Origin of the sequence: Streptococcus sp. FSL L8-0526 (assembly GCF_038007145.1) — a bacterium.
Taxonomy (GTDB): domain Bacteria; phylum Bacillota; class Bacilli; order Lactobacillales; family Streptococcaceae; genus Streptococcus; species Streptococcus thermophilus.
In genome coordinates this window covers 150,171-161,943 of sequence record NZ_JBBOWP010000002.1, presented here as the reverse complement: position 1 = coordinate 161,943, position 11,773 = coordinate 150,171, and the positions used below count along the sequence as shown (strand labels likewise).

General features: G+C 40.0%; 7 protein-coding genes and 4 pseudogenes. 2 read left to right on the top strand and 9 right to left on the bottom strand.

Annotated features, from left to right (window positions below; translation table 11 throughout):
- Positions 1-78 precede the first annotated feature (78 nt).
- From gorA to gshAB, 9 genes and pseudogenes are all read right to left on the bottom strand, one after another.
- Entirely contained in the window at positions 79-1,431 is a 1,353-nt protein-coding gene (gorA, locus tag NSQ85_RS08065; RefSeq protein WP_179974274.1) for a glutathione-disulfide reductase, read from the bottom strand.
- Positions 1,432-1,579: 148 nt separating this feature from the next.
- Complete coding sequence (locus NSQ85_RS08060; protein WP_179974273.1) at positions 1,580-3,556, bottom strand: PTS fructose transporter subunit IIABC; 1,977 nt, start codon at positions 3,554-3,556, stop codon at positions 1,580-1,582.
- A complete protein-coding gene (gene pfkB, locus NSQ85_RS08055) occupies positions 3,553-4,464 on the bottom strand; it encodes a 1-phosphofructokinase (RefSeq protein WP_179972669.1) in 912 nt (303 codons plus the stop codon). The genes NSQ85_RS08060 and pfkB overlap by 4 nt, the downstream gene beginning before the upstream one ends.
- A complete protein-coding gene (locus NSQ85_RS08050) occupies positions 4,461-5,207 on the bottom strand; it encodes a DeoR/GlpR family DNA-binding transcription regulator (protein ID WP_179974272.1) in 747 nt (248 codons plus the stop codon). Before NSQ85_RS08050 ends, pfkB begins: the two co-directional genes overlap by 4 nt.
- 256 nt (positions 5,208-5,463) lie before the next feature.
- Positions 5,464-6,114, bottom strand: a pseudogene (locus tag NSQ85_RS08045) (tRNA dihydrouridine synthase); the annotation flags it as partial.
- Positions 6,107-6,832, bottom strand: a pseudogene (gene hslO / locus NSQ85_RS08040) (Hsp33 family molecular chaperone HslO). The pseudogenes hslO and NSQ85_RS08045, both read right to left, overlap by 8 nt.
- 214 nt (positions 6,833-7,046) lie before the next feature.
- Entirely contained in the window at positions 7,047-8,324 is a 1,278-nt protein-coding gene (locus NSQ85_RS08035; protein ID WP_340781639.1) for a toxic anion resistance protein, read from the bottom strand.
- Positions 8,325-8,353: 29 nt separating this feature from the next.
- Positions 8,354-9,184, bottom strand: a complete 831-nt coding sequence (locus NSQ85_RS08030) for a hypothetical protein (protein WP_179974270.1) — start codon at positions 9,182-9,184, stop codon at positions 8,354-8,356.
- Between the two features lie 185 nt (positions 9,185-9,369).
- Positions 9,370-10,614, bottom strand: a pseudogene (gene gshAB, locus NSQ85_RS08025) (bifunctional glutamate--cysteine ligase GshA/glutathione synthetase GshB); the annotation flags it as partial.
- Between the two features lie 35 nt (positions 10,615-10,649).
- Between gshAB and NSQ85_RS08020 the strand changes: the two are divergent.
- Positions 10,650-10,787, top strand: a pseudogene (locus NSQ85_RS08020) (UDP-N-acetylmuramoyl-L-alanyl-D-glutamate--lysine ligase); the annotation flags it as partial.
- Between the two features lie 191 nt (positions 10,788-10,978).
- The gene (locus NSQ85_RS08015; RefSeq protein ID WP_179974269.1) at positions 10,979-11,761 is read left to right on the top strand and encodes an ABC transporter ATP-binding protein; all 783 of its coding nucleotides are present in this window, start codon (positions 10,979-10,981) and stop codon (positions 11,759-11,761) included.
- Positions 11,762-11,773 lie beyond the last annotated feature (12 nt).

The following is an 11,773-nucleotide window of genomic DNA, read 5'->3' as shown; positions in this document are numbered from 1 at the left end:
TACCATTTAGCCACAAAAAAGTCTATCCATTTTAGCCACAAAAAAGTCTATCCATTCAAGTAGACAGACTTCACCTATTTATCTCATTGTTACAAACTCTTCTGAACCGGTTGGATGAATGGCAACCGTATTATCAAAATCAGCCTTAGTTGCTCCCATCTTAATAGCCACAGAGAATCCTTGAATCATCTCATCGACACCATACCCAATACCGTGAAGACCGATGATTTTTTCATCCTCACCTAGCGTTACTAATTTCATGGTTGACAGCTGACGATTATCTCCAAGAGCCGTATACATTGGAGTGAAACTAGATTTATAGACCTTGATATTCTCTGTACCATATTTAGCAATTGCCTTTTCCTCAGTCAACCCAATAGCACCAATGACCGGATGACTAAAGACCACAGTAGCTACATTTGTGTAATCAAGCTTAGCATCAACTTTATTATTGAAAAGTCGCTCTGACAATTGTCGACCAGCCTTCACTGCAACTGGAGTCAAATTAAGTTTACCAGTAACATCTCCAAGAGCATAGATACCAGGAACAGATGTATTTTCAAACTCATCTGAATAAATGTTACCTCGTTCAGTCAACTTAACGCCTGTCTTTTCAAGACCAAAGCCAGAAGTATTCGCTGCACGTCCGACAGCCCAGATAAGGCAATCAACTGTAATAGTTTCTTCATTGTCAAAGCTAATAGTCAGAGAATCGTCTGCATTTTTCACTACCTCTGTTGCATTAGCATGCATATGAAGTGTAGGGCCAGACTTAGCCATCTCATCAACTAAAACATCGATAATGTCTTTATCAAAGGTGCGCAATGGGCGATCCTTACGAACAAATAGGTGAGTATCACTGCCAAGAGCATTGAGAACGCCGGCAACTTCGACTGCGATATAGCCAGCACCAATAACAGCTGTACGTTTTGGCACCTCATCTAGCTCAAAGAAACCATCTGAGGTAATTCCATATTCACTGCCTGGAATATTTGGATAAAGGGGATGACCACCTGTTGCAATTAGAATATGTGGTGCTGTATAAAGCTCGCCCGCTACTTCAACCGTATGAGGGTCAACAAATCTTGCATACTCATAGACACGTTCAACACCATTGCTATCAAAACCGCGCTCAAAAGAACCATGGATACGATCGATATAAGCCTGACGATTGGCCTTAAGCGTCGCAAAATCAAAGTTATTAATCGTCACATCAAAGCCATACTCGCCCGCATAACGGTGAAGAGTCTCAGCAACCTGAGCACCATACCACATGACCTTTTTAGGCACACAACCTACATTGACACAAGTACCACCGACCTCTTTCCCTTCAAAGAGAATAACCTTAGCTCCGTGCATAGCAGCACGATTGGCACTAGCAATTCCACCAGAGCCCCCACCAATAACAATATAATCGTATTCTTTTGCCATAATTTACCTCTTATATTTCTTTATACAGAGCATTAGCTACTAAATAAACCATTTCAGCCTATACTGTATCATAAAATAGGTACCCTGACAAAAATCTGCTACGACACAAAAAAACAATCCCGTCACAACGAGATTGTTTGGTCATATCTTATTTATCAAGTGGTTTGCGGAGGAATCCAAAGAGGATACCTGATACCACAGCACCAATCAAGATGAAGAGAAGGTAAAGGAGGGGATTTGAAGTAAGGGCAATAACGAAGATCCCTCCGTGTGGTGCCATCAATTTAATCCCTGCCATACCTACAAGAGCACCTGTAAGAGCTGAACCAACGATAAAGCTTGGAATAGCGCGTGCTGGGTCAGCTGCACCAAATGGGATTGCACCTTCAGTGATGAATGAGAGCCCCATAACGATGTTTGTCAAACCAGAGTTGCGTTCTTCTTCAGTAAATTTATCCTTAAACAAGAGTGTTGCTACAAAGACTGCCAATGGAGGAACCATACCAGCGGCCATAACTGCAGCCATAACAACGGAACCACCTGAAGTGACTGATGCAGCAAGAGTACCTGTACCAAAGACGTAAGCTGCTTTGTTGACTGGTCCACCCATATCAACTGCCATCATACCTCCAACAAGGAGACCAAGGAGAACTGCTGAGCTTCCTGATAATCCTGACAAGAAGTTGTTAAGACCAGTGTTGATTGCTGCCATTGGGATATTGACTGCTAACATCAAGAAACCTGTAGCAAATACACCAAGAAGTGGTAAGAGCAAGATAGATCGGATTCCTTCCAGAGCACGTGGAATACCTGCCAAGAGTTTGCGAAGAACAAGGATAACACCACCTGCAAGGAAACCACCAACAAGAGCTCCAAGGAAACCTGAAGATACACCAGCAAGTGCAAGGGTTGCTTTACCACCTGCAGCAAACGGAACTCCACCAAAGGCTGCACCACTTGAAGCGATAGCACCAGCTACGAAACCTGAAACCAAACCTGGTTTTTCAGCGATAGAGTAAGCAATGTAACCTGCAAGCACTGGAAGCATAAAGCCAAAGGCAGCGCCACCAATTGCTTTGAATTGAGCAGCAATTTCGTGGTAAGAACCAAGTTGTGACAATTGATCTTTAGGAACACCCATGATTTGGTCAAGCAAGAAGGCAAGCGCAATCATGATACCACCACCGATAACGAATGGAAGCATTTGTGATACCCCACTCATTAAGTGTTTATAGAAGGCACCACCAAGGCTCAATTTCTCTGTTGATTCTTGAGCAGCTCCGGCATTGTCAGCGTGGAAAACTTCAGCTTTACCATCCAAGATGTTTTGGATTAATTTTTGAGGTTGACGAATAGCTGCAGCAACTGGTTTAGAAATCAATTTCTTACCATTAAAGCGTGCTGTTTCAACTGCCTTGTCCGCTGCAATGATAACACCAACAGCCTTGTTGATTTCTTCGGCGGTCAATGGTGTTCCAACACCTGAGGCACCGTTAGTTTCAACACGAACATTGACACCCATTTTTTCACCTGTTTTAATCAATGATTCTTCAGCCATGTAAGTGTGAGCAATACCCGTCGTACAAGCTGTTACTGCTACAATAAGTGGTTTGTCGCTTGAAGCTGCTTCTTTAACGGCTTGTGCTTTCTTAGCTTCCTCAGCTTGTGCTTCTTCTTCGCCAATATTAAACGCTTCAATTACTTCATCCGCAGATGTCACCTGACGCAAGCGGTCTGCAAAACCATCTTGCATGAGGTATTTTGATAATTCAGCAAGGGCTGCCAAGTGAATGTCATTTGCCCCCTCTGGAGCTGCAATCATAAAGAAGAGGTCGACAGGTTGACCATCAAGTGATTCGTAATCCACACCTTTATTGGATTTAGCAAAAAGTACAGTTGCTTCTTTTACTGCAGCATTTTTACTGTGTGGTATAGCAATTCCATCACCCAAACCAGTTGATGTTTGTGCTTCACGAGCCATAATGCCTGCTTTAAAAGCATCAAAGTCAGTCACGACACCATTATCAACCAAGCTGTTAATCATTTCATCAATAGCAGCTTCCTTTGTAGTTGCTTGAAGGTCAAGCAACATGACTTTTTTGTTCAGTAAGTCCTGAATTTTCATAGTTTTTCTACCTCTACTTTATTGTATGTTTCTTTAATAAATTCAATTGTCGCCAAATCATCTGAGAAAGCTGTAGATGTTCCACACGCTACCCCCCACTTGAGAGCCTCAATTGGGTCCCCTGATTTGACAAATTCACCAGTGAAACCAGCAACCATTGAGTCACCTGCACCAACAGAGTTCTTCACTGTTCCCTTGATTGGTTTGGCAAAGTATGCAGCCTCTGGTGTGACAAGCAGAGCTCCATCGCCTGCCATTGAAATTATAACGTTTTGCGCCCCCTTAGCAAGAATTTCACGCGCATATTTTTCAACATCAGCCAAACCATTCAGTTTAACATTGAAAATGGCTTCAAGTTCATGGTTATTTGGCTTAACCAAGAGCGGTTGGTAAACCAATGAATGAAGCAAGGTTTGTCCTTCAAAGTCACAAACCACTTGTGCCCCGGTTTCACGAACCAGTGGAATCAATTTGTTATAGACCCTGTTTCCAAGATTTCTTGGTGCAGATCCAGCAAAAACAACCACATCGTCAGCACTTACACTTGAAAGGATGGCTTCAAGCTCAGCTAACTGATAATCGTTGATGACAGGTCCAGTACCGTTAATTTCAGTTTCTTGGTCAGCCTTGATTTTAACATTGATACGTGTATCTTGGTCGACAGCTACAAACTTAGTTTTAATACCTTCAGCATCCAAACTGTCTGTAACAAAACGTCCTGTAAAACCTCCGATGAAGCCCGTAGCAGTATTGTCAATTCCTAAACGTTGTAGAATACGGCTGACATTAATCCCCTTACCGCCAGCGAATTTATCATCACTCTCCATACGGTTAACTTCACCAATCTCTAACTTGTCGATACGAACAATGAAGTCGATTGATGGGTTTAGTGTTACAGTATAAATCATACTTCAATAACCCTCGTTTTCTCTTTTAATTCTTTAAGGAGCCCCTCTTCCGAAGCATTTGTGATTATGGTTACTTTCTCAACCTCGGCTACCTTAGCATAGGTAATCTGACCAAGTTTAGAGGCATCAGCTAGAACATAGGCTTTTTGTGCATTAGCTATTACTGTTCGTTTAATAACCGCCTCTTCCATATCTGGCGTTGTGAAATAATTGGCATCAACTCCATTAGCACCAATGAAAGCACAATCAAAATTCAGTTGTCTGATTTGTTCCAGAGCTGTACTTCCAATAGAGGCATCTGTTGAATGTTTAACCTTACCACCAATAATCCTAGTACTAATACCGAGATCTACCAGCTTAACAGCATGATGGATAGAATTAGTCACAACCGTCACCTGACGATTGCTCAAATGTGGAATCAAAAGTTCATTCGTTGTACTAGCCTCAAGAAAAACGACATCATCTTCCTTAATCAAATCGGCAGCATAGCCAGCTAATTGAGCCTTTTCTTGAACATTTCTGATAGCTTTTTGGCTATTGGCAATTTCTTCCTTTAGACCATGAATACTTTCAGCACCACCATGAACACGTTTAAGTTTGCCATCTGCCGCTAACTCATCTAAGTCACGACGAATTGTCGACTCAGACGTATCACTTAATAAAACTGTCAGGTTTTCCAAGGTGACAAAACCATCTTGTTTCAACTGAGACAAGATAATCTGCTTACGTTCAGACTTTAGCATAATCTCTCCTTATGTAATCGTTTACAAAATCTATTATACTAAATTTTTAATAGCTGTCAATAAAAAAGCGTCAAAAAAAATCAAAATATTTCATTATAAAACGCTAACCTATCAAAATGAAGCAATTTGATAAGAAAGTTCATACATTTTTAACAGGGCAAATCTTTTCACTTTTACTACAAAATAAAAAAAGCCTTTTGGCTTTCTTAACTTATTTGGCTCTATGATTTCTGTAGTGGGCAAAACCTGTTAAGAAGCTATCGTGAATGTTACGGACACCACCGTTTCCAATAAATGGAATTTTGGTAATGGCTTTTGAAACACGAGCAAGTGTCTCGTGGTCACATGTTCCAATGTACATTTGCTCACGGGTACGTCCATGCATACCAAGGGTAGACATACCAGCTGATTCGGCAGCAAGTGCATTTTCAACAGCAAGCTCACTATCTGACCAGCCAGTACGCATTTTGACAGTCAATGGAATATCGAGAACAGAAGTGACTTCATTGATAATGTGATAAATTTTATCAGAGTCTTTGAGCCATTTTGCGCCTGCTTCATTTTTGACAACCTTATTCACAGGGCAGCCCATATTGATGTCAACGATGTCAGCTTTGGTATTTTCTTGGATGAATTTAGCTGCGCGTTTAAGTCCGTCTGCGTCACCACCAAATAATTGGATTGACAATGGATGCTCATTTTCATCAATGTGAAGCATGTGAAGAGTTTTTTCGTTATTGTAGAGGAGACCTTTTTCAGAAATCATCTCCATGACAACTAAGCCAGCTCCAAATTCTTTTGCAATCGTACGAAAGGCAGAGTTTGTCACTCCTGCCATGGGTGCTAGCACCGTACGGTGAGGAATTTCAACATCACCAATTATAAATGATGAGTTGGGTTTAGTCATTGATTAATCCCTCCAAGTCATTTTCGGTGAAGTTGTAAGTTTTACCACAGAATTGACAAGTGATTTCAGCACCGTGGTCCTCGTCTTTCATGGCTTTGAGTTCTTCTTTTCCAAGAATGACAAGAGTGGCTTCAAAACGTTCAGGTAAACAATCACAATTAAAGCCGATTTCTTCTTCAGCAAGGACTTGTAACATAAAGCCACCAGCGACTTCGACCTTATCATTGCCGTCAAGAAGAACGTTAAGCCCAACGGCAGAAGGTGTTTGTTCAGATTCAGTCAAATAAAAAGCCAAATCTTCACCGATTTCACCTGAGGCAAGTGGTGTTGAAGAAGTCTAAGGGTTACCTGTACCGTAGTCTGTGATGACAACGAATTGACCAGCGCCTATGAATGGTCCAACTATGACTTCGCCAGTAGCGGTTTTCTTAACATCAACGCCAGTATTTTGAATGTAGCCTTTGACATGTCCTTTGGTATCAGCCACAGAGATAATGTGACCAAGTGAGCTATCACCAATAACTTTGACGGTTACTTTGCTGTCTCCTTTCTGATTGGCAGCTAGGATTTAATTGGCAATAAGTGTTCTACCAAGGGCAACATTAGAGCTAGAAAGTATTTGATGTTTTTCTTGTGCAGTTCTAACCGTCTCAGTGCTATCAAGCACATAAGCACGGAAAGAACCAGATTTTGAAATTGACTTTATAAGTTTATCCATAAGAACGTTATAACACAAAGAAAATTTGATGGGCTAGTATTGTGGTTAGTAAAAACGTAATCATCTGTGAGAAAATCAGGGTTTTAAGTCTATTAGTTTGTTTGGAAAAGTAAAACTGCCCTATTCCTGAAAGTGAGGAGCAACGCAGTTGGTAATTTTTATGATGTTGCAGTTGTTTGATAGCGAGTTGCTCGCATTACACTAGGCGATTCTCTTAGTCGTTTTCTGGTGTGAAGTCTTTCTTTTCGACCCTTTCTTGGCTTTCTTTACCTTCGTTGAGGAGAGCTTCAACGATTTTTTGATCACGAATTTTAACAGAATCGTTGATTGTCTCAGCAGATTTGACAACGGCTGCTTCGAGTTGAGCACGCTGTTTTCGACCGTTGTCGATTGCAGCAATAATACCGTTATTTTGTTCGACGAGGCTTTTAGCAAGTGCGGTCACGGATTGGATTGAAACAGTTGGGCTTTGTGCTGTGCGTTCGAGCATTGGAATGGCTTCTTTGCTTGTTTCAGCAAGCATTTGAAGCGCAGCGTTATTAGCATTGACAATAGCATCAGCAGTTACGCCAGATTTGACCGATTGTTGTAGAATACCGAGTTGGGCAATTGACAATTTCATTGTCGGAATAGTGTTGCGACGTAGCATACCAAGTTTTTGACGCATATCTGATGACACTTTAACCATATTGCGCATTTGTGGCGTTGTTGTCCAAGCGACATAAAGGCGACTGAGGTATTCGGTGTGTTGTTGTTCCAATGTATTGATAACTTCGGTCATGCGTGCCAATTCGTCTGATTTTGTTTGGTATTCAGGCGTTGTGCTATCAAGCGTAGCAATTTCGTTTTGCAATTGGCTAGCACGGTTGGCACCTTCGATTTGAGCGGCTTCGATGAAAGCAATGACACCGACAAGATTTTCGATAGATTTGTTATTGTCCTCAATAAGCATCTCAGCAGAAACAATGTTACGTGCTAAAGTTTCTTCTTGTTTGACAACAGCGGCAGCCATGCCATCCATTTTTTGTTCAATATTTTGCGAATCAAAATAGAATTCTTGCAAAGTGTCTTTACCTTGTTTGAAAAGTTTTTGCAAGAAATTTGGTTTCTTTTCAAGCTCAGCAGGTTTAGCATCTTTGTATTTGGCGATAAAGCCATTTAGTTCGCGGTTGGTGTTTTTGAGCAATTCATCTACTTGAGGAATTTCAAGTTTCTTTTGCTCTGACAAAATGCGATTGACAGTCGTGTTGACTTCCTCAACAGCTGATGTTCCAAAATCAAGAAGAGCATTTTGGTCAGCAACGAAATTATCGACCAAAGCAGGTGCTTTAGCTGTAATCGCTGATTGTTGTTCAGATGACAATTTATCGTAGAATGAGACTTGTCCTGTTGAGCTAGTGTCCCTTGAAACAATAATTTCAGTTGTTTTATCTGTTTTTGTAATCGCATTTTCAGCAATTTTATCAATATTAAAGTTGAAAGTATCATCCATTAGAATTCTCCTTTATGTGCAAGGCAACATTATAAGTTTGTATCATCGTCAGCCATCATACGAAGGCTAATATCAAAGTCTTTTAAATCACTTTCATTCAGTTTTCTCAAGGTTTCGTCTAATGCCAAGTCAATTTTTTCCATAGCTGTTTTGGCCTGTGACAAACGTTCCTCGGCATTGTAATAATCTTTTGGGGATTTTTTGATTTTGAGATAACCCTCTAAAATATCTCGAAAACGTTCCATGTCTGCTTCGTGAAGGGCGGTTAATTCTTCCTTGTTATCCACATTTTCAATCTTTTCCAGAATAGTTAAGTGATCTTTTTGAATGTTGTTGTAAAGCTTGGTCAACTCGGGAGCATATTGAAGCAATTCTTTTTCTTCACCTGAAGCTTGTGGTGTTGTTGGTGAAACGTCCAATTTTTCCAGTTGCAACAAGATATCATCCTCGACACTCTTTGCTTTCTGAAGGATACGTTTAGAGATTTTGAGGTCCATTTTAGATTTTAAGTCAGTGACTTCAGTTTTGATGTTGCGGATTTTGGGCAATAGCTGGCGTGCAACGACAACATATTTCGTGTAATCTTTTTTATCAAGGTAATTATCCAAAAGTTTAACTTGACGGTCAGCCAGTCTAATACTATCTTTTAAATCTTGTAAACGTTGTTCGGTATTGATTTTTTCAAGTCGTGTCTGCTTCTTGGTTGCCAAATAATAAACACCATACCCAATCCCTGCAATAAGAACAATAGGTAAAATGATTTCTAAAAGTCTCTCAAGCAAAGCAATAAGAATAATAACTCCGATAATAGTGGTGAAAATACCGTTTCCACCTCTTGGAGATCTACCATAACGTGGCATAATGTTAGTCAGTCCATTTCTATCTAATTTTGTATTTATTTTGTCTATTCTATCGCAAAATGGTGCTTGATGACAAGTAATGACTGTACTTTGAGACAGATTTTTTGTTTACAGGTGTGACAAAAATTTTTTTAGATTTCTGGGAAGAGTTTTGCTAGGATTTTTGGTGTCAATGCTTGTTCTTTTCATACGTGGCAATAAGTGTGTATGTACATTACTGGATTGAAATTCAGCAATGTACATACACGAGCAGTTTGGCTCTTCTTTACTAGCATTGAGATTTTCGTCAGGAATAATCAAATCTACCCCACAAACCCAAGCACTGATAGCGCTAGTCATTTGAACTGCTAGTTGTTGATAAGATTTGTCCATGGTTTCGGTAACGTCAATTGAATCACCGCCAGTTGAAATGTTAGAGTTACGGCGTAAATTAACCTTGACACCTTCAGGGAGAATGTCATCTGGTGTGTATCCTTATTGCTCTAACATGAGGCGTTCAATGTCGCCTAGTTCAATGATTTCAAGTGGTGAACGGTAATTGTAGCCACGGAGTGGATTTTGATTTTTAAGGTCAACCAATTCCGCAATCGTGTGTGTACCATTCCCAACCACGTTAGCAGCAATTCGCAGAAGCACCTCTTCGCATTTACCATCAAGAACGAAGAAGCAATATTCAGTTTCAGAGATAAATTCTTCAACTAAAATCGTGTCATCTTCAGCAAAGGCAATGTTTAGAGCGCTTTTGTATGAAGCAAGGTCAGCAGGTTCTTTGAAAATTGAGATGCCTAGTCCGCGTAGTTAGTCGATTTTGGTTTAACAACGATATCCTTGTCTTTGACTTGTGAAAAATAGCGGAGCGCGATATCTTTGTCGGCTAATTCTTGTCCAGCTGGGACTGGGAAGCCTGCTTGTGCTAGTAATTTCTTCGTGACTACTTTATTTTCCATGACAAGTGGTGTAATGTAATTATCTTTGACAGTCATATTGGCATTTTTGACGTATTCAACATGGTCACCATGCCAAAGTTTGAGAAACTGGTCATTTTCATCCAGAATATTAACGTTTACTCCTTTTTGAATGGCATCAAAAAGCAATAATTGAGTGGAAAGTTCCATATTCTCATAGCCTTTGAGGGCATAATGAGCGTGCCAAGCATAGTCGTGATAGGCTTGCCCTTTTTCTTGCCCAAATGTTTCCAAAGAGAGGTGTTCAATTTCTGTCACTAAACGTCCACCAATGGTCAATTCAGGGCTTTCAATCTGTGCTTTGACATTTTCGAGTAGGGTGTGATAATGCTCTGGCAAATCAAAGCGTTCAATGGCTGCTTGCATGGCAGAAAGGATGAGGTCAGCAGGTGCTTCTTGTGGCAATTTCTCAAGTGGGTGGCTAAGAGCGATGCGGTCATTAAGCGCTTTTGCGTCAGCAATATTGCATTTTTTAAAGTTGTCAAAGTTTCTGTAACCAACAAGCTATGGCACGAACTAATAATGAGACAGATGCCGTTATTATCGCTGGTAAAGGAGCTGACGCTTATCAAATCGTAAACGGTAAACGCACAGCTTATGCTGGTGATTTGAACATCCCCAAAAACTACCTTAATTAGAACAATTCTAAGTATTATTTTGAATGATTCTAATTAATAATAAGAATCTTTAAATAACATAAAAATATTCAAAAAAAAAAAAAGCTTTTCGGAGGCCTTTTTTCTTGTTACAATAAGAAAACAATTCTCGATTTAGGGACTTGTTTTTGTGGAGAAAAATTCCCCTAAAATCATTTTGAAAGGAGGTCGATATGTCAGATATTTACGCTGAAAATATCTCAGTAGCTTACGATGATAAAGTGATTATCAATGACTTATCTGTCACCATAGCAAAACAAAAAATCACGACAATTATCGGTGCCAATGGTTGTGGTAAATCAACTTTATTAAAAGCTTTAACACGCATTTATGCCCTTAAAGCTGGTCAAGTATTTATTGACGGAGAAGCAATTGCTCATTTACCAACTAAAGAAATTGCCAAAAGGTTAGCACTGCTCCCTCAAATGCTTGAAGCGACTGAAGGCATTTCAGTTTATGAGCTTGTCTCGTACAGTCGCTTTCCATATCAAAACTATTTGGGAAGTTTGAGCGACCCAGACAAGGAAAAAATCAACTGGGCAATGGAAATAACCAAAGTTGTTGAATTTGCCAATGAAAAAGTTGATTCGCTTTCAGGTGGTCAACATCAACGTGTTTGGATTGCTATGGCTTTAGCTCAAGATACAGATACTATTTTTTTAGACGAGCCAACAACTTATCTAGATATGAACCACCAGCTGGAAATCTTGGAATTACTCCAAAAACTTAACCAAGATACCCAGAAAACTATTATTATGGTTTTGCACGATTTGAACTTATCAGCACGTTTTTCTGACGAATTGATTGCCATGAAAGCTGGCACGATTAAATATCACGGTAAGGTTCAAGACATCATGACAGCAGACATTTTGCGTGATATTTTTAATATCGAAGCCCATATCGTTCAAGACCCCATCCACAATCGTCCTATTTTGCTGACTTATCAGCTAACATAGATTTTTATTAGG

Coding starts and splice junctions, on each gene's coding strand:
- NSQ85_RS08030 (WP_179974270.1), bottom strand. CDS start 9,184: ATGCCACGTTATGGTAGATCTCCAAGAGGTGGAAACGGTATTTTCACC.
- NSQ85_RS08050 (WP_179974272.1), bottom strand. CDS start 5,207: ATGCTAAAGTCTGAACGTAAGCAGATTATCTTGTCTCAGTTGAAACAA.
- gorA (WP_179974274.1), bottom strand. CDS start 1,431: ATGGCAAAAGAATACGATTATATTGTTATTGGTGGGGGCTCTGGTGGA.
- NSQ85_RS08035 (WP_340781639.1), bottom strand. CDS start 8,324: ATGGATGATACTTTCAACTTTAATATTGATAAAATTGCTGAAAATGCG.
- NSQ85_RS08060 (WP_179974273.1), bottom strand. CDS start 3,556: ATGAAAATTCAGGACTTACTGAACAAAAAAGTCATGTTGCTTGACCTT.
- NSQ85_RS08015 (WP_179974269.1), top strand. CDS start 10,979: ATGTCAGATATTTACGCTGAAAATATCTCAGTAGCTTACGATGATAAA.
- pfkB (WP_179972669.1), bottom strand. CDS start 4,464: ATGATTTATACTGTAACACTAAACCCATCAATCGACTTCATTGTTCGT.